This is a genomic window from Sulfurimonas sp., assembly GCF_047622445.1.
Lineage (GTDB): Bacteria > Campylobacterota > Campylobacteria > Campylobacterales > Sulfurimonadaceae > Sulfurimonas.
In genome coordinates this window covers 17,497-36,061 of record NZ_JBLHOE010000022.1, presented here as the reverse complement: position 1 = coordinate 36,061, position 18,565 = coordinate 17,497, and the positions used below count along the sequence as shown (strand labels likewise).

General features: G+C 31.5%; 16 protein-coding genes. 15 read left to right on the top strand and 1 reads right to left on the bottom strand.

Annotated elements, in window-relative coordinates; translation table 11 throughout:
• Window positions 1-3 precede the first annotated feature (3 nt).
• The 9 genes from ACI9TV_RS06790 (at window position 4) to ACI9TV_RS06750 (ending at window position 9,736) form a co-directional block, all read left to right on the top strand.
• Window positions 4-1,263, top strand: coding sequence for a M18 family aminopeptidase (locus ACI9TV_RS06790; protein WP_415250018.1), 1,260 nt, complete (start codon window positions 4-6; stop codon window positions 1,261-1,263).
• Window positions 1,263-2,249: a sensor histidine kinase gene (locus ACI9TV_RS06785; RefSeq protein ID WP_415250017.1), complete on the top strand. Its 987-nt coding sequence runs from the start codon at window positions 1,263-1,265 to the stop codon at window positions 2,247-2,249. The genes ACI9TV_RS06790 and ACI9TV_RS06785 overlap by 1 nt, the downstream gene beginning before the upstream one ends.
• 53 nt (window positions 2,250-2,302) lie before the next feature.
• Window positions 2,303-2,629 (top strand): hypothetical protein, encoded by a 327-nt coding sequence (locus ACI9TV_RS06780; protein ID WP_415250016.1) that lies wholly within the window; start codon window positions 2,303-2,305, stop codon window positions 2,627-2,629.
• Entirely contained in the window at window positions 2,629-2,919 is a 291-nt protein-coding gene (locus ACI9TV_RS06775) for a hypothetical protein (RefSeq protein WP_415250015.1), read from the top strand. Before ACI9TV_RS06780 ends, ACI9TV_RS06775 begins: the two co-directional genes overlap by 1 nt.
• 88 nt (window positions 2,920-3,007) lie before the next feature.
• On the top strand, window positions 3,008-6,133 hold the full coding sequence (ccsA, locus tag ACI9TV_RS06770) for a cytochrome c biogenesis protein CcsA (RefSeq protein WP_415250014.1): 3,126 nt from the start codon (window positions 3,008-3,010) through the stop codon (window positions 6,131-6,133).
• A gap of 10 nt (window positions 6,134-6,143) precedes the next feature.
• A complete protein-coding gene (locus ACI9TV_RS06765) occupies window positions 6,144-6,848 on the top strand; it encodes a DUF2461 domain-containing protein (RefSeq protein ID WP_415250013.1) in 705 nt (234 codons plus the stop codon).
• Window positions 6,849-6,851: 3 nt separating this feature from the next.
• The gene (gene hemH, locus ACI9TV_RS06760) at window positions 6,852-7,805 is read left to right on the top strand and encodes a ferrochelatase (RefSeq protein WP_415250012.1); all 954 of its coding nucleotides are present in this window, start codon (window positions 6,852-6,854) and stop codon (window positions 7,803-7,805) included.
• Window positions 7,806-7,815: 10 nt separating this feature from the next.
• Window positions 7,816-8,445: an HAD family hydrolase gene (locus ACI9TV_RS06755; protein ID WP_415250011.1), complete on the top strand. Its 630-nt coding sequence runs from the start codon at window positions 7,816-7,818 to the stop codon at window positions 8,443-8,445.
• Window positions 8,446-8,488: 43 nt separating this feature from the next.
• Entirely contained in the window at window positions 8,489-9,736 is a 1,248-nt protein-coding gene (locus tag ACI9TV_RS06750) for a hypothetical protein (RefSeq protein ID WP_415250010.1), read from the top strand.
• A 25-nt stretch (window positions 9,737-9,761) separates the two neighbouring features.
• Here the strand turns inward: ACI9TV_RS06750 and galU are convergent, their stop codons facing one another.
• Window positions 9,762-10,589, bottom strand: a complete 828-nt coding sequence (galU, locus tag ACI9TV_RS06745) for a UTP--glucose-1-phosphate uridylyltransferase GalU (protein WP_415250009.1) — start codon at window positions 10,587-10,589, stop codon at window positions 9,762-9,764.
• Window positions 10,590-10,898: 309 nt separating this feature from the next.
• On the opposite strand from galU, the gene ACI9TV_RS06740 reads away from it, so the two are divergent.
• The 6 genes from ACI9TV_RS06740 (at window position 10,899) to ACI9TV_RS06715 (ending at window position 18,474) form a co-directional block, all read left to right on the top strand.
• Window positions 10,899-11,471, top strand: coding sequence for an outer membrane beta-barrel protein (locus tag ACI9TV_RS06740; RefSeq protein ID WP_415250008.1), 573 nt, complete (start codon window positions 10,899-10,901; stop codon window positions 11,469-11,471).
• A gap of 15 nt (window positions 11,472-11,486) precedes the next feature.
• Window positions 11,487-11,903 carry a hypothetical protein gene (locus ACI9TV_RS06735; protein WP_415250007.1) on the top strand — a complete coding sequence of 139 codons (417 nt, stop codon included), beginning with the start codon at window positions 11,487-11,489 and terminating at the stop codon, window positions 11,901-11,903.
• Complete coding sequence (locus tag ACI9TV_RS06730) at window positions 11,904-13,697, top strand: DUF4105 domain-containing protein (protein WP_415250006.1); 1,794 nt, start codon at window positions 11,904-11,906, stop codon at window positions 13,695-13,697.
• A 102-nt stretch (window positions 13,698-13,799) separates the two neighbouring features.
• The gene (locus tag ACI9TV_RS06725) at window positions 13,800-14,009 is read left to right on the top strand and encodes a transposase (protein WP_415250005.1); all 210 of its coding nucleotides are present in this window, start codon (window positions 13,800-13,802) and stop codon (window positions 14,007-14,009) included.
• A 317-nt stretch (window positions 14,010-14,326) separates the two neighbouring features.
• Window positions 14,327-14,656: a transposase gene (locus ACI9TV_RS06720; protein WP_415250004.1), complete on the top strand. Its 330-nt coding sequence runs from the start codon at window positions 14,327-14,329 to the stop codon at window positions 14,654-14,656.
• 443 nt (window positions 14,657-15,099) lie between these two features.
• Entirely contained in the window at window positions 15,100-18,474 is a 3,375-nt protein-coding gene (locus ACI9TV_RS06715) for an EAL domain-containing protein (protein ID WP_415250003.1), read from the top strand.
• Window positions 18,475-18,565 lie beyond the last annotated feature (91 nt).

Genomic DNA, 18,565 nt, shown 5'->3' with positions numbered 1-18,565 from the left:
TAAATGGAAAAACAAGATTTTAACGAAGGATTATTAGGTTTTTTAGATGCATCGCCTACACCGTTTCATGCTACATTAAACATGAGTATGATGTTGCAAAATGCCGGATTTTTACAACTGGGTGAAGTTGATAAGTGGGAGTTGGAAGAAGGAAAAAAGTATTATGTAACACGTAATGACTCTTCGATAATCGCATTTACATACCCTAAAGCTAAAAACTTTACGATGATAGGTGCACATACAGATTCTCCAAATCTCAAGCTCAAACCAAATCCTGTAATAAAAGAGCATGGAGTGGTGAAGTTTGGAGTGGAACCTTATGGTGCATTACTTTTAAACCCTTGGTTTGACAGAGATCTTTCCTTAGCTGGACGTGTATCATATCTCGATTCCAAGGATAGAATTCAAGACACGCTTATAAACGTGCAAAAGTCTATTGCAATTATTCCATCTTTAGCAATTCACCTTGATGATAAGGCAAATAAAGATAGAACAGTCAATAAGCAAACAGATATTTCACCGATCCTTACAACGAATGATGATTTTGAATTTGATGAGTTTATACAATGGCAATTATCAAAAAATGAAATTTTAGACGTAAAAGAGTTGTATGCAAATGAACTTAGTTTTTACGATACACAACAAGCTTCATATGTAGGTTTACACGATGATTTTATAGCATCAGCACGACTTGATAACCTTCTTTCTTGTTATGTAGGACTATTAAGTATCTGTTCGCTAGAGGCTACTTCACCAATGCTTTTTATTGCATCTGATCATGAAGAAGTTGGAAGTGAATCTACATCTGGAGCAGGGGGTAGTTTCTTGGAAAATACTCTTAGACGAATGTATAGCGATTATGAAGAATATATGGAGATGATCAGAAGCTCAATTATGATTTCTGCGGATAATGCACATGCAATTCACCCAAATTATCCGTCTAAGCATGATTCAAAACATGCGCCATATATAAATAAGGGAAGTGTTATAAAAGTAAATGCAAATCAACGCTATGCTTCAAATTCTACTACAATTTCAAGGTTTATGAATGTTGCAACGAGATTAAATGAGCCTTACCAAGAGTTTGTTACAAGAAGCGATATGGGTTGTGGTTCAACAATAGGACCAATTACAGCTACGAGATTAGGAATAGATACACTTGATGTCGGACTTCCAACTTTTGCAATGCACTCGATTCGTGAACTTTGTGGAAGCGATGACGCACACTCTTTATATAAGATTATTTTAGGGTTTAATGACTAATGTCGCAAACAGTTACAGCAGAAGAACTTAACCTCTTAATAGAACAAACATACAAGGTTGAAAAAGAATTTAGTGAGTTAAAAGCTTCGTACGACCATCTTCAAGATACTGTTGAAAAAGTTGTAGAGTTTTTACCAAATGCAATTTGGATTCTAAACAGCGATAACACAGTTTTTTTACAAAATTCAAAAGCAAGAGGTTTATGGGAGCTTTTACGATTACTGGAGTTTCAAGAAGAAGATTATGAAATTAACTTTGAGTCACGTGATTATTTGGTAAAAAGTTCACTCTACCAAGAGAAATCCATGTTTAGTGTTATAGATATTACAGAACAAAAAAGGAAAGAGAACCTTGCTACTATGGGTCAAATGGCTGCACATCTTTCTCATGAAATAAGAAATCCTATAGGCTCAATCTCACTTTTAAGTTCAGCTCTTAAAAAGAGAGTAAAAGAAGAAAATATCCCTATTGTTGAAGAGATCCAAAGTTCTGTATATAGAATAGATAGAATTATCAAAGCGACTTTGATGTTTTCTAAAGGTGTTCAAACAAATAAGTCTACATTTAAATGGGATGAGCTTAAAAAATCTATAAATGTAGCTATGGGTTATTATGGATACTCTAAAGAAATAAAATGTATATTTCCTGAAGAAAATTTTACTTTACATGCCGATAAAGATCTTTTAGAGATGCTGTTTTCGAACTTTATAACTAATGCTATAGATGCTATAGAACTTGATGATAATGAGAGTGGTAAAGTTGAAATCATATACGAGAATGATGTAACATTGCATAAATTTTATATCTATGATACGGGAATACCTATAGAAGATGAAAATGGCTTATTTGAAGCCTTTAACAGTACGAAGGTTAAAGGAAATGGACTAGGACTTGTTCTTTCTCGTCAGATTGCAGAAGCCCATGGTGGTTATGTTAGATTAATGGCGGGTAAAAGAAAAGCTTTTGAGATAGCATTTGCAATATAGAGAAGAAGAATTTTTGTTTTTTTTTGTAGAATATATTTTTGGAGTGATAAATAATGGTACATAAAGCAGCAATACGTTCATTACTAGAGTATGTATGCGTAGATGGTGATACTGTAATTTGTCATTTTAGATGCAGCGTAAAAGATAAAATTGTAACTTCAAGAGTTCCTTTTGAGCCTTATGATGGTAAGATAGTATTGTCTTGGATAGATATTATTTTTCATCCAATTCGTTCGTATAATCGATATTATCACACTCCCATAACTATCTATGGAAATAATTGCGATGAGACTATTGTACTTAAAGCTTTTGAAAATATTTCAAAGTATTTTATTTGGAGTGATAAAGAAGAAAAATATATATATAATAATGGAATATAATGCAAAAAATTAAAATAGAAGTACCCCGTGCTACACTAGATATTTATAGTTATGAAAAAGATGAATTACGATTTTTTGAGTTTGATGCAACACGATGTCAACCACCTGAGCCAATGGTAAATACTATGCTTTGCTTAGGCCTTATAGAAAATGAAAATGATAGACTTCTTGGAAAGTTTTTTCATGAGCCAGCACCATTATATGATAAAGTGGCAGATAAGTTTACACATAGTGCCACTGAATTAGAAAGTGGAGATTTTGAGATTATATTTCAATTAAAAGAGTATTAAATATAATAATATTCATATAATCATATGACTTAACTTTCTATTAGTCTTTTTTAACTAAAATGTCCTTCTTAATAACAAGGACCTCTTTATGAAACAACTACTATCCTTACTCTATTCTATGAAAACTATGGCAATTTTAATGTCAATCTTTGCTTTCGCAATTGGATATGCTACATTCATAGAAAATGACTATGGAACTATCACATCAAAAGCTGATGTATTTAATGCACGATGGTTTGAAGTCTTACTGGCACTTTTAACAATCAACCTTTCACTAAATATCTATAAACACAAAATGTTTTCTTGGAATAAAGCTCCAATTTTCATTTTTCATATTGCATTTATTGTCATCATTTTTGGTGCTGCTGTAACAAGATATTATGGTTATGAAGGAAGTATGAGTATTCGTGAGAATACATCTGCTTCAACGATGACAAGTGCAGATACTTTCTTTGTAGTAAATGCAAAAGTCGGCTCAAAAAATATTGAAACTTCGCAAAAAGTATATCTTTCTAAACGTTTAGAAAATTCTTTAGACGCTTCTTTAGAAATAGAAGGTAAAAATGTAGAAGTGGAACTTCTTGAGTACATTCCAGATGCTATGGAAAAGATGGTAGAAGATAAAGAAAAGGGTAGCCCAGTAGCTAATATGATGGTAACTGGTGGTGGTAAAGGTAAACCTGTTGCATTAACTCAAGGTACATACTTTGAGACTGATAGTGTAGTATTAAACTTTGGTTCACCTGGAACATTTGATAAACCTGTGATAGATATTTTCATTAAAGATGGCGAGCTTTATATGAATCATGCTATGACTATAAAATATTTAAAGATGGATGACAGAACTGATGGCGAGTTAGTAGCAAATGATGCTGAGTTACTTGCAAGAAGAACACTTTTTACTGCAGGTGAAAGTAGTTTTGTTCTTCGTGAATTTTTACCATTTGCGAGTATGAAAATTGTAAGTAATCCAAAAGCTAAGGCAATGAGACCTGGTATGGATGCATTGAAAATCAGAATTACTGTGGATGATGTTTCTAAAGAGACTATGATTTTTGGTCAACCTGGTGTTTTACCAAGAGAAAGTCATAATGATGTTAATGGTGTTCATGTGGATGTAACGTATGGTGCAAAAACGATAACACTTCCATTCGAGGTTCATTTAAAAGATTTTCAACTTGATCGTTACCCAGGTTCTATGAGCCCTGCGTCATATGCAAGTGAAGTTGTGCTTGTAGACAAGGAAGAAGGAATAGAAATGCCATATAGAATTTTTATGAACAATATTTTAGAGCATCGTGGATATAGATTTTTTCAATCTTCGTATGATCAAGATGAAAAAGGGACAATTCTTTCTGTTAACAATGATCCTGGAACACTTCCTACGTATATAGGATATACCTTACTTGCTATTGGGATGTTTTGGTCACTTTTTTCAAGAAAAAATCGTTTTTCTAAATTAGCTAAAAAAGCTGCAAAAGCAAGAGAAGCAAAAGCTTTACCAGCGCTTTTAGCAATTGCACTTTTGAGTACATTGACTCCAAGTTTTGCAACAGATTTAGACCAAAGTTTAAAAATAATTACTGCTTTTGATAAAACACATGCAAATAAGTTCGGTGAACTTATTGTCCAAGATAGTGGTGGTCGAATGAAACCTATGAACACACTTTCAACGGAGGTTCTTGCAAAAATTTATAAAGGTGCAAATTTAAGCGTAGGTGGATATACACTTAACGCAAATCAAGTTGTACTTGGGATGATGGTAAAACCAGAGTCATATAAAAATGTAGAAATGATTAAAACAAAAGATGAGAAAATTAACAAAATTATTGGCGCTACATCAGATGCAAAATATGCTTCATTCGCACATTTCTTTGAAGATGCAGATGCTATCCGTGGATATAAGCTTGCTGCATTTGTTGATGAAGCTGTAAGAAAAGAAGCAAAACATAGAGATAAGTTTGATAAAAAAGTTTTAGAGATTGATGAAAAAGTAAATATTTCTTTCATGATTTTTACGGGGCAACTAGTAAAAATTTGGCCTAAAGTAAATGATGCTAACAATAAATGGTTTCCAACTATAGAAGCACTTCAGACATTTGATGATGCTGAGGGTGAAGAGGTAAGAAATGGGGCAGTTGAGTATTTTACAGCAGTTGATGGTTCTGTAGCTGGTGGAGATTGGACTGCTTCAAATGCAGCATTAGTAAAGATAGCAGCGTATCAGAAAAAACATGGCGCGGCTGTATATCCATCTGAGACAAGAATTGCTGCAGAAGTTTTTTATAATGAAATGAGAATATTTGAAAGAATTTATCCTTTTTACCTTTTAATGGGTCTTATCCTACTTGTGATGAGTTTTACAAAAATTTTAAAACCAACTTTCAATATCGAGAGATACTCTAATATTTCTTTGTATATATTAGTTGCTCTTTTTATAGCACATACTATTGGGCTTGCAAATAGATGGTATATCGCAGATCATGCTCCATGGTCAAATGGATATGAGTCTATGATTTTTATAGGTTGGGCTACAGTTCTTGCTGGCTTTATCTTTTCAAAACGTTCTCCTATGACTATGGCATCTACTGGAGTATTGACCGGGCTAATTTTATTTGTTGCTCACTTGAACTGGATGAATCCTCAAGTTACAAACCTTGTACCTGTTCTTAACTCATATTGGTTAAGTATTCATGTTTCGATGATTACTTCGAGTTATGGTTTCCTAGGTCTCTCCGCACTTTTAGGTTTCATTACAATTTTACTTTTCATTCTTAAAACTAAAAAGAATGAAAAGCATATCTCTTACTCTATTAAAGAACTGAATTCTATTAGTGAAATGAGTATCATGGTTGGTCTTGTTCTCTTAAGTGTAGGTAATTTTCTTGGTGGTGTTTGGGCAAATGAGTCATGGGGTAGATACTGGGGTTGGGATCCAAAAGAGACTTGGGCACTTGTAACAATTTTAGTCTATGCAGTGATTCTACATATGAGATTTATTAAAGAAATTTACAGTGACTTTAATTTTTCTGTGATTACAACTTTTGCATATACATCCGTACTTATGACATATTTTGGCGTGAATTATTACCTTTCAGGACTTCACTCATATGCAGCTGGTGATCCTGTGCCTATTCCTGATTTTGTACCAATTACATATACAGTACTATTTGTAGTTGTTTTACTTGCCTTTAGAAATAGAAAGTTAGTATAAAGATAGTTTAATGGAGTTTACAGGCTTTGGCAAAAAAACTCTTTCTTTTTTAAAAGATATTAAGAAAAACAACAACAAAGAGTGGTTTGAAGCACATCGGAGTGAGTATGAAGAACTCATACTTAATCCTTCACGAGCCTTTGTTGTTGAGATGGGTGAACATCTTCAAGCATTAGAACCTACAATAAATGCCCAACCAAAGATAAATAAATCTCTGTATAGAATTTATAGAGATACTCGAAGAATGGGTGCAAATAAAACACCTATAAAACATCGAATAGGTGTGATTTTTTGGCAGGGAAATATTAAAAGGATGCAAAGTTCGTCTTTTTATATGCATTTTTCACCAGATGAGCTTTATGTTGCTGTAGGTGTAAGATGGTTTGAAAAAGCTATGTTAGATGCATATCGAGAGTATATTAAAGATGATGCAAAGCGCCAAGAGTTGCAAGACATACTTGCATGTATAAAAGCAAAAGATGAGGGCTATACACATCTAGAGAAAGGTTATAAGCGTTATCCAAGAGGGTTTACTGCTGATATGCCGAATGCAGATTTAGCATTATATAAAGGGATGGCTACCTATAAGATTTTAAACCCTAAACTTATAGTTAAAGGCAAAGAGCTTGTAGATACTCTCTATAAAATATATGAAGATATGCTACCTTTGCAAAAGTATATGTATGAAGTTAGTTTGAAAGTGAAGGAAGATTGAAAAATGGCTAAAAAAGAAGCAATAGTTCTACTCAATATGGGTGGACCAAATAACCTTGAAGAGGTTGAAATGTTTTTAACGAATATGTTTAATGATAAAAATATTTTAACAATGAAAAGTGATTTGATACGTAAGTTTGTTGGTGGGATGATTACATTTAGTAGAACTGAAAGTTCTCAAGAAATTTATCGTCAACTTGGTGGTAAGTCACCAATTGTTGGACACACAAAGTCATTGGTAAAGAAACTCCAAGATAAGGTGGGAGATAAAGTTATAGTAGATTTTGCTATGCGTTATACACCACCTTTCGCAAATGAAGTTATAGAGAGATTAAACAAAGAAGATATAACAAAAATCTACCTTATTCCATTGTATCCTCAACAATCTTCAACGACGACAAAGTCATCTTTAGAAGATTTTGAAGAGCAGTATCATAATACTGATGGAGATGCTGTACTTGTTGAGATTAAACACTTCTTTGAAAACAAAACTTATAACAAATCTGTGATTCAAAGGATAAAAGAAAAAGTAGGAAATGATGATTATAGAGACTTTGATATTATATTTTCAGCACATGGTCTTCCTAAAAAGATAGTCAAAGCAGGTGATGTATACGAACGTCACGTTGAAAAGCATGTTGAAATTTTAAGAAAGATGTTAGAAGCTGAAAAGATGAATTTTTATGCATCGCATTTAGCGTATCAATCGAAAGTTGGGCCTTTAGAGTGGTTAACTCCATCTTTGGAAGATAAGCTTAAAACTGTAAGAAATAGGGGGGTTATAGTTGTTCCAATAGCTTTTACAGTTGATAATTCTGAAACAGATTTTGAACTTGAGATTGAATATCGTGAGATTGCTGAAGAATTAGGATTTAAAGATTATAGAGTGTGTAGATGTCCAAACGATAGTGAATTATTCATAGAAGCCCTTTTAGAAATTTATAAAAAGATGAAGTAAGGAAATAATCATGAAAGTTGTAATATTTGATATGGATGGAACATTACTAGACTCTAAAAAAGATATAACTATTTCAATTAATTATATCCGTGACTTACATTACAACTTAGCACCACTTAGTGAAGAGTTTGTTGTTGAAGCTATAAATATGGATGTCAGAAACCTTCCTAAAATGTTTTATGGGACTGAGATTTACCAAGAAAAAGACAGATTAGTTTTTGAGGAGCATTATGCTCTGCAATGTATTCAAAATCCATATCTTTATGATGGTATATTTGAGACATTACAAACACTCTATGCAAAGGGGATAAAGCTTTCAGTCGCAACAAATGCTCCAACAAAATTTGCATTAAATATGCTAACGCATCTCGGTGTTGAGTGCTTATTTGATGTAATTATAGGAGCAGATAAAGTGAGTGCTTCTAAACCGGATCCTAAAATGCTTAACGAAATTTTGAATTATTATAATTTTAATCATACCGAAGGTAAAGCATGGATGATTGGAGATAACTCAAAAGATATGTTAAGTGCTAAAAATGCTAACATTGATTCAGTCTTTGCAACCTGGGGATTTTCACCTCAAAGTGATCATGAAACAATAATTCGGCATCCAAGTGAGATAATAGATATAGTTTTATAATCTTTTATGATAAAATAGTTACAAATAAATTTTGGAGTAGTTTATGTTTGGTAACGACTTATTATTATCTTTTGCATTTATGGCAATTCTTTTCTTACGACAAATCGCAATTCTAAAACAAGCAAATAAAATAAATTATGCACCTTTAATGGTAGGAATAGGTCTTATAAGTTCTATTGTCCATTTTATTATTCATCCCGAGGCACAAAACTTTGTACTTCTTTTGAGAGAATCATTTTTCCCTTTACTTGTTTCCTTATTACTTTATATTGTCATGAATATTATGCATCAAACACAAGAAAAAGAAAATAATAAAATACATGATGAATTTTCCAGAATTATGGTTGAACAGGTAACACAACTCAAGGAATTTATGTCAGAACTAGAAGGTCGACTGACATCATGTCAACAAGATGACAGAGCTGCACAAGAAGAGATACGAATAAAATTTAAAGAGGATATTCAAGCTCTTGATAGTATTCAAACGAATCAAAAAAAATTTTTAGGTATGTTTCAAGAAATGGATGAATGGCATCAAAACGTTTCACATGAGTTTGAAGAGTTTACAGATACACAGATGCCAAAGCTCAGCTCTATCTTACATGAACATATAGATATTTTAAGAGTTTCAGAGCAAGACCATTACAACAAGATTAAAATTATTTTAGAAAAAGCGGGAGCGAGCAGAGTTGAAATTGCTGATGATATGGATGATGTTAAAGAGAGTTTGAAAAAATTACAAGGCATAGCAGATACTGTTGCTCAGTCAATTACTAAACATACCCTACAACAACTCTCTGGCGTGACAAAATCGTTTGAGAAGGAAATTAGCTCTTTGAAATCACATTCTCAAAGTATAGAAACATCACTACAGGAGAGTGAAAATACTTTAGATACCATAAGAGAAAAAAGTGAACTCATCATGAAACAGATGGTTCTCTCAGCAAATAGAATGGATAGCCTCTCAGAAAAGAATACAGGTCTTCATGATGTTTATACAAGTATAAAAGAGTTGATGCTAGATATGGAAGTAATCAAAGCAGATTATGTAAAAGCTCAAGCACAACTAAGTGTCATTTCTAACGAGTTGAAATCCTCGGAAAATGAACAAATTGAGACGATGAGAGAGCAAATCGAAAACTTAGGTACTGAATTAACAAAAAGTATAGATGAATCCCTGAGTAAACTACATGAACATTATCACATAGCAGATGGTGAAGTAACACAAAGTGTTCAGATTTTAGCTAAAAAAGCACAGCTTCAACGTGGGTATACTGAGTTAGACTCTTAGTGTTTAACTCAGTGATTTCCTAAAATTACTTTTTTGATTCTTTGTAAAAGTAGTTTGTAGCTTCTACAAAACCATCGACGCTTCCACAGTCAAATCTTTTACCTTGAAATTTATAGGCTAAAACCATTCCATTTTTTGCTTGTGTCATAAGAGCATCGGTAATCTGAATTTCACCACCTTTTCCTGGCTTTGTTTTGCGGATGATATCAAAGATATCAGGTGTTAATATATAACGTCCTATGATTGCTAAGTTTGAAGGAGCATCTTCGCTTGTAGGTTTTTCTACCATATCATTAATCATAAATATACCTGGCTCTATTTCTTTTCCAGCGATTACACCGTACTTATGTGTTTCTTCCATAGGTACTTCTTCTATGGCTACAATAGAGCATTTGTACTTTTCATACAGTTTTATCATCTGAGCAAGTACACCATCACTACTTTCTTGATTGTCACATAAATCATCTGCTAATATTACAGCAAATGGCTGATCTCCGATGAGAGTTTCACCAGTTAATATAGCGTGACCTAACCCCTTCATCTCTACTTGCCTTGTATATGAAAAAGTACATTTTGTTATCACTTTTCTTATCTCAGTTAAAAGGGATTCTTTTGTCGTTCCCTTTATCTGATGCTCAAGTTCATAAGAAATATCAAAATGATCTTCTATAGCACGTTTACCACGACCTGTAATAATCGCCATAGTGTCGATTCCAGCTTCTATAGCTTCTTCGACTCCGTATTGGATTAAAGGCTTTGTAAGAACGGGTAGCATCTCTTTAGGCGTTGCTTTTGTAGCTGGAAGGAAGCGTGTTCCATATCCTGCAGCGGGAAATAAACATTTTTTAATCATGGTGTTGTTCCTTTACTTGCGTACTGGTTAGTTTTTCTTTCTTTAGGACAATTTTTTTTAGAGCAAAGAAATTAAAAAATATAAAGAATAATAGCGTAAATAAAATAAGATTGCTAAAGTTAGATTTATCATATACTGTTGTATAAGAAAAATAATGTACTCATTTATTTATTTAATTAAGTCTTTAACAATATACAATAAGTAACTTTTAGTAATATTTTATGTTTTTTTTGATACATCTGTATTTAGAATGATGAGACATAAGAAAAACTAGATATTATTCTAGTCAATTATGTCACAAGGAATAAGATGAAGAAAATAATTATGGGTACTGCACTAATAGTAAGTATATTCACAACACAAGCTTTTGCAGGTAGTAATACATATGTTGGTATTGATATGATTAGTAGTGGTAATACATTGACTCGAGATTCTAGCTTTGGCTCAGTAAGTGCTGATATTGACAGTAAAGCTTTTAAATTAAAGCTAGGTGTTAAACGTAATAATGGTTGGAGATTCCAAGGCTATTACCTTAGAGAAACGTACGATATAGCTCTCTTTGATCTTACAAATGATACTTTAAATGAAATTGGTGTTGATATTATTAAAGGTTTTGAAGTTACACCTGAGTTTTCTCCATTCATTCAAGCTGGCGTTGGAGTTGGATCTATGAGTGTTACTGGTTATGCTGAAAGTTCTATTTTAGAGTATAACTTTAAAGTTGGTGCCGGTATGATGTATAAAGTAATTCCTCAGCTTGAATTAATTGCTGGAGTTGACTTACAATATAGAGCATGGCAAGATATTCAAACCGGATATACTATTTATTCTACAACTGAAAAAAATACTAAGTTTTACGCTGGTATGAATTATCATTTTTAAACAAAGGGACAATAAATGAAGAAAAATAAATTAACCTTAGCTGTATTAGGATTATCCGTAATGTTATTTAGTGGATGTGCCACTATTCTTGGTGGTGGGACTGATCAAACAATAAGTATAAATAGTTCAAAAAGTATGAAAGGGACTATGACTTATGCTGATGGAAGTGGAACTCAATATTTTACAACGCCAGCTACTTTAAATGTAGAAAGAAAAAGTAAAGATATAAACATTACAAGTAGTAATGGAGACTTTAACCCAGTGAATGTAAAAAGTGAACTAAATCCTTGGTTTTTGGGAAATATTATTTTTGGTGGACTAATTGGTTCAACTACTGATAGTGTAGGTGGTGCTGCATGGGAATATGATGAAACAGTTAATATAGCTTCAATGGAAGAAGTAGTTCCTGTTGCAGAAGATACTAATAAATAAATGAAAAGAAGATTATTTCTTCTTTTCATTTTTCCTATTCTTTTATACTCTTCCGAACAAAAAACTCTAATAAAAGCTAATAATTTAAAATTATACGAAAAGAATGAGTGGAAAGCATTACTCCATTATAATGGTAATTTCAATATTACGGATAAAATATTTATTTTAAGTAACGAATTTTCGCTTAAAACCGAACTAAACTCCATAATAAAAAAATTTTATACCCCAAAAGTAAATTATAAAGATATCAATAATCATCCACAATGTAAATTTCCAAGTAGGTTACTATTTATATCTCATGAACTCAATCTATCAAATAGTGAGTTTCCTAAAGTAAATTGTTCGGATTTTGATACTTATAAAAAGAAAGCACCGGCTGATACAATATCATTAATTTATGCTTCTGAAAAAGTGAATAATCCATCAAGTATGATGGGTCATACATTATTGAAGTATCAAGGTAAAAATAATAAAGGTAGAAAAGTTGAACATGCTATCTCTTTTTATACACTAATAGAAACTATCAATATATTAAAATTAGCATATCAGAATGTATTTTCAGGAATGAAAGGATTATTTACTTTACAACCATATAAAAAAATACTTAAGCAATATACAGATAAAGAAAATAGAAATGTATGGGAGTATCAATTAAAATTATCAGACTATAGAAAAAAATTGATTTATTACCATATATGGGAGTTGAAAAGTATTGATATGAAGTACTTTTTTACAAGCTACAACTGTTCTACAGTCATTTATTATATTTTATCATTAGCAAACCCAAAAGTTTATGATGAGAATAAATTATGGATAACTCCACTCGATACGGTTAAGTTTCTTTATAAACATGATTTAATAGAAAATAGTGAATTATTTCCAAGTAATGAATGGTTAATAAAAATGACAACAGAAAATTTAGATGCTCATGAAATCGATGAGATTAAAGATACCCTAAAACATAAAAAATATAATGAAATTTCCAAATTAGATTATAACTCATTGAAGTTGTTAGAAGCTTATAGTAGTGTAAAATATCAAGATAATGATATTAGTATAGAAGAGTTTAAAACCTTTAAAAACAATATTGATAATTCATCAGAAAACAATGGTAATATTTTTGATATATCAAAATATAAATCACCTAATAAAATTCCAAGTGAAAGACAGATAGGAATAGGATACAGCAATATTAATGAGGAAGAATTTGTAAAACTATCTTTTTTACCAGCATCACATCTATTGAACGACAACAACCAAGAATACTTTGGAGAAAGTGAATTGAAAATTGGTTATTTATCAGTTCTACTAAACAAGGATAATATTGAGTTAGAAGAGTTTACCTTGTATGGAATGAAGTCATATCTAGCTTATGACACTTTAACTAATGATTTATCATATCAGTTTGAATTAGCTGTAAAAAAAGAGTATAGCGAAGATATGAACTATATAGACACTATTAAAATAGATGCCGGAATAGGAATTGATTTTTTACTATGGCATGATATAAATATATTTGTTATGTTAAATCTTGGGGCAGGATATAACAAGGATGATAATACTCATATATTTCTTAATCCTGAAATAGGTGGGATGATTTATGAAGTTTTTAATATGAAAAGTTTGATATATTATCAGCCTCTATTTATAAATAAAAATAAAATATATGATAAATATGTTTTAAATCATCATATATTCTTTTTAAAGGATTATAAATTTTATTTTAATTTTGAACAAGTAAATGCTAAATCTAGATATGAAAACTATGAGTTTGGTATTAGTAAGTTATTTTAATCTTGAAAAATTTTACAAACTATAATGAACCCCTAAACTAGAACTAGTAAAATCTATTTTCTTATTTCAAAAGTGATAAAATTGAAAAAATAGGGATAAGATATGAGCGTAAAAAGAAAAAGTTATAGTGCAGATTTTAAAGCAAAATTGGTTTTAGAAGTTTTAGAGGGAGAGAAAACTGTTAATGAGATAGTAAGTGCATATGGAGTTCTACCTCTAAGTTTAAAAAATTGGAAAAAACAGTTTCTGAAAAACATCTCACTCGCATTTGATAAAAGTACTGTTGTAAACGAATATAAAGAACGAAGTTAGGAAACTTACTGAGAATTGAAACTCTTCAACAAGAGAAAGATGCAATTGCTAAAAAACTTGGAGAGACAATCGTTGAAAAGGATTTTCTTGATTCTAAGCTAAATATTTCACTTAATAAGCAATGTCAATTACTACAAGTAAGCAAATCAAGTTTGTACTATAATCCTATTAAACCATTTAGCAGTAGCAAAGACTTAAAAGTTTTAGATGCTATCAATAATATTTACTCTGATTTTCCAAGTTACGAAAGTAGACGAATACATACATAACTCTTAAGAGATTGTTTTAGTGTAGGTAAAAAGTTTGTAAAGAAAGCTATGAAGTATATGGGGATAGAAGCCTTGTATCCCAAGCCTAAGACAACTACAGCTAATAAAGAGCATTATAAGTATCCTTATCTTCTCAAAGACTTTAGGGATTACGATGGACGTGTTGTGATTGAAAATGTAAATCAAGTTTGGAGTACAGATATCACTTATATAAAACTTGAAAAAGGCTTTGTGTATTTGGCTGCAATTATTGATTGGCATAGTAAGAAAATATTATCATGGAAACTTTCTAATACAATGGATATTTCACTTGTGAAGACAGTTCTCAATGAAGAATTGGCTTTTTATCCTAAGCCAGAAATATTTAACACAGATTAGGGAAGTCAATACACTTCCAAAGCTCATGTTGAAATTCTTAAAAAGAACAATATAAAAATCTCAATGGATGGAAAAGGTAGAGCAACTGATAACATTTGCATCGAAAGATTCTGGCGAAGTATAAAATATGAAGAATATAAAAATACATGAATATTTATAACTCAAAAAGACTACATTCAGCTATTAACTATAAAACTCGTTTTACTGGTCTTGAAAAAAAGAACCATTATACTCCACAAAATACAAATTATTGTCACCGTTTTTAAGCGTCCAAACCCTTATGAACAAGATTAAATTTTTTTATGCACCCCTATTCCCAATTCGGCTAATGTTTACTCGAAAAGTAGAAAGTAGTTAATTAAATAATGAAATTTGTTACTATAGTAAGCAAGACTAAAGCACTAAACTAGCAAAATTAACTATATTGTTTAAAAGGTCTACTAATGCTTGATAGTGTTGAGTTTTTATTTGATTTTATTGATGACTTACCAGTTGGTATTGCCCGTACAGATACAACTGGTAAACTTCCTAATCATTTTAATAAATACTTTATGAGTATGTTTGGATGGAATTTAGAAGATATAAATACAATTGATAAATGGCTTTCTCATGCCTATCCTGAGGATAAATATAGATCTGAAGTATTAGATGTTTTAGCTAAAATGCTTGATGAAACTGAATCTCATAATGAATCATATTCGCATGCTCAAGACATTAAAGTTACTTGTAAAGATGGTAGTTTTAAATGGTGTGAAATAATATATTATCGTAAAAATAATTCTATATATGAAATATTTACAGATATAACAAATCGCAAGAAAAATGAAAAAAATCTCAAAGATATATTTGATAATGCACAGTCCGGATTGATGTATATTACAGGGGACAGAGTTTTAGTAAAATGCAACCAACGTTTGGCAGATATTTTAGGCTATGAAAATCCTGAAGAAATGATTGGGCTTAGTATGCGAAAATTGCACCTCTCAGAAGAAGATTACATAAAATATGGCAAAATAAATTTACATGCATTATGCATGGGAGAAAAACACAATATAGACTATGAACTCTGCCGTAAAGATGGTTCAAGTATTTGGTGTGAGATTTCAGGTAAAGCTATTGATGAAAATATACCAGGGGATATTTCACTTGGAGTTTTATGGACTATGACTGATATTTCTTTACGAAAAAAGTATGAGATTTCTTTGAAAAAAAGTGAAGAAAGATATAAGTCCTTTTTTCATGCAAACAAAGCGATAGAGTTGATTGTTGATCCAAAAACACAAGAGATAGTTGATTGCAACAAAAGCGCTGAAAACTTCTATGGTTATGATCGTAAGACATTATTAAATATGAAAGTGAGCGATATCAATATAATGAGTCAATCAGAGATTCAAATAGAAATGAAGTATGCAAAGGAGCAAAGGAGAGAAGTATTTCATTTTAAACATAAGCTATATGATGGAATAATTAAAGATGTTGAAGTTTATTCTGGTCCAATTGAGCTTGAAGGTAAAGACTACCTCTATTCAATTATTTTTGATATTTCTGATAGAGTGGAACTTGAAAACGAGCAAGCAATTCTTCAAGAACGTCTCTCTTCTACTATGGAACGTGATCAACATTACCAAGAAATACTTTTTAATATTTCTATTTCCCTCATTAATCTTCCTTTAGATGAAATTGATTCAGCAATAAATAATGCATTAGAGCTAATGGCTGAATATTCTCTATCTGATAGAGCATACATTTTTACTTATGATTTTGATGCGCAAATAGCAAGTAATACTCATGAATGGTGTAAAGAAGATGTAGACAAGCAAATAAATGATTTACAAGATGTTCCATTATCGTATTTTACAGATTGGACTAAATCACATACTGATGGAAATATAATACATATTGAAGATGTCATGGCATTACCTGAAAAAGGAATGCGAGAGATTCTAGAGCCACAAGGAATATTAAGTATACTCTCTCTTCCTATGATGTTAGATGAAAAATGTATAGGTTTCATAGGATTTGACCGTTGCAAAGAACAAAAAGCATTTATTCAAGATGATATAGAACTATTAGGCTTCTTTTCTACGATTATAGTAAATATTTTACAACGTCAAACTACAGAAGATAAACTACAACTAGCAAGTAATGTTTTTACACATGCCAGAGAAGGAATAATGATTGTTAATCCACAAGGCAATATTATTGATGTAAATAGAGCTTTTAGTCGAATATCTGGTTATTCTAAAGAAGAAGTGATAGGTCAAAATCCAAGAATTCTCAAATCAGGACTCCAAGATCATGATTTTTATATTTCTTTATGGAAGACATTAAAAACTGAAGGTCACTGGGAAGGAGAACTTTGGAATCGCCATCATGATGGATATATATATGCACTACTCTCAACAATGAGTACGGTATATGATAAACATAATAACATACTACACTACGTAGCACTTTTTTCAGATATAACAACTATTAAAGATCATGAAAGTAAGCTCAAAAAAATAGCACATTATGATCTTTTAACAGGTCTTCCAAATCGTGTTTTACTTGCAGATCGTTTACAACAAGCAATGATTCATGCACAAAGAAGAGAGACCATAATAGGTATAGCATACTTAGATTTAGATGGTTTCAAAAATATAAATGATACCTACGGACATGATGTAGGAGATAAACTGTTGATTGCTGTATCGAGTAATATGCAAAAATGTTTACGAGATGGAGATACTATATCTCGTATTGGGGGAGATGAGTTCGTTGTAGTTTTACAGGATTTAGAAGATATGCACTCAAGTGTAGGTATGATGAAAAGATTATTACAAGCAGCGGCGCAACCAATAGAGATAGGAGAGTTGAACTTAGAAGTTTCAACAAGCTTAGGTATGACTTTTTATCCTCAAGCAGAAAATATAGATGCAGATCAATTGTTACGTCAGTCTGATCAAGCAATGTACCAAGCAAAACAACAAGGAAAGAATAAATATTATGTTTATGATACTCAGTTTGAACGTAATTTACGAGATCAACATAAAAATATAGAACGTATTACTGAAGCTTTTGAGAAAAATGAGTTTGTGCTTTACTATCAGCCTAAAGTAAATATGAAGACAGGTGTTTTAATCGGGGTAGAAGCACTTATACGTTGGAAGCATCCAAAAGCAGGATTACTCTCTCCTGCTCACTTTATACCATATATAGAGGATAGTGTAATATCGATAGATATTGGGGAATGGGTAATTGCAACAGCATTGAAGCAAATTAAGCAGTGGTGTGAAGAAGGTTTTGATATACCAATTAGTGTTAATGTTGGAGCACATCAATTACAACAAAAAGATTTTGTACAACGCTTAAAAGGATTACTTGATAAGCAATCAAATGTAGAAGCTTCATATTTAGAAATAGAGTTATTAGAAACTGTAGCTATTGGCGATTTACAGCATATCTCAAATATAATACATGAATGTAAAAGTATGGGTGTGAAATTTTCACTTGATGATTTTGGTACAGGCTATTCATCTTTATCATACTTAAAATCTCTTAGAGTTAACACCTTGAAAATTGATCAAAGTTTTGTGCGAGATATGCTAGTAGACAAAGAAAATTTAAATATTTTAGAAGCCATTATTGGTTTAGCATCTATATATAAGAGAAATGTTATTGCAGAAGGTGTTGAAAGTGTTGAGCAAGGTAAGAAGCTTTTAGAATTAAAATGTGAACATGCGCAAGGTTATGCGATAGAGAGACCTATGCTAGGGGAGGATCTATTATCTTGGTATGAGAATTGGACTTCGTATGATGAATGGTTGTCTTATTAAATAGTTTTTAGATAAAAAATATTGAGTTTGAAGTATGTGCGTAAAATAGGAGAGTTTAGATAAGCTGTAAAAGCTTATCTAAGTAAAAGTA

Bases quoted from the DNA above. Each gene is read 5' to 3' on its own strand.
- ACI9TV_RS06735 (WP_415250007.1), top strand. From the start codon at position 11,487: ATGAAGAAAAATAAATTAACCTTAGCTGTATTAGGATTATCCGTAATG.
- ACI9TV_RS06790 (WP_415250018.1), top strand. From the start codon at position 4: ATGGAAAAACAAGATTTTAACGAAGGATTATTAGGTTTTTTAGATGCA.
- ACI9TV_RS06740 (WP_415250008.1), top strand. From the start codon at position 10,899: ATGAAGAAAATAATTATGGGTACTGCACTAATAGTAAGTATATTCACA.
- ACI9TV_RS06765 (WP_415250013.1), top strand. From the start codon at position 6,144: ATGGAGTTTACAGGCTTTGGCAAAAAAACTCTTTCTTTTTTAAAAGAT.
- ACI9TV_RS06780 (WP_415250016.1), top strand. From the start codon at position 2,303: ATGGTACATAAAGCAGCAATACGTTCATTACTAGAGTATGTATGCGTA.
- ACI9TV_RS06730 (WP_415250006.1), top strand. From the start codon at position 11,904: ATGAAAAGAAGATTATTTCTTCTTTTCATTTTTCCTATTCTTTTATAC.
- ACI9TV_RS06715 (WP_415250003.1), top strand. From the start codon at position 15,100: ATGCTTGATAGTGTTGAGTTTTTATTTGATTTTATTGATGACTTACCA.
- hemH (WP_415250012.1), top strand. From the start codon at position 6,852: ATGGCTAAAAAAGAAGCAATAGTTCTACTCAATATGGGTGGACCAAAT.
- ACI9TV_RS06775 (WP_415250015.1), top strand. From the start codon at position 2,629: ATGCAAAAAATTAAAATAGAAGTACCCCGTGCTACACTAGATATTTAT.
- ACI9TV_RS06755 (WP_415250011.1), top strand. From the start codon at position 7,816: ATGAAAGTTGTAATATTTGATATGGATGGAACATTACTAGACTCTAAA.
- galU (WP_415250009.1), bottom strand. From the start codon at position 10,589: ATGATTAAAAAATGTTTATTTCCCGCTGCAGGATATGGAACACGCTTC.
- ACI9TV_RS06720 (WP_415250004.1), top strand. From the start codon at position 14,327: ATGAAGTATATGGGGATAGAAGCCTTGTATCCCAAGCCTAAGACAACT.
- ACI9TV_RS06785 (WP_415250017.1), top strand. From the start codon at position 1,263: ATGTCGCAAACAGTTACAGCAGAAGAACTTAACCTCTTAATAGAACAA.
- ACI9TV_RS06725 (WP_415250005.1), top strand. From the start codon at position 13,800: ATGAGCGTAAAAAGAAAAAGTTATAGTGCAGATTTTAAAGCAAAATTG.
- ACI9TV_RS06750 (WP_415250010.1), top strand. From the start codon at position 8,489: ATGTTTGGTAACGACTTATTATTATCTTTTGCATTTATGGCAATTCTT.
- ccsA (WP_415250014.1), top strand. From the start codon at position 3,008: ATGAAACAACTACTATCCTTACTCTATTCTATGAAAACTATGGCAATT.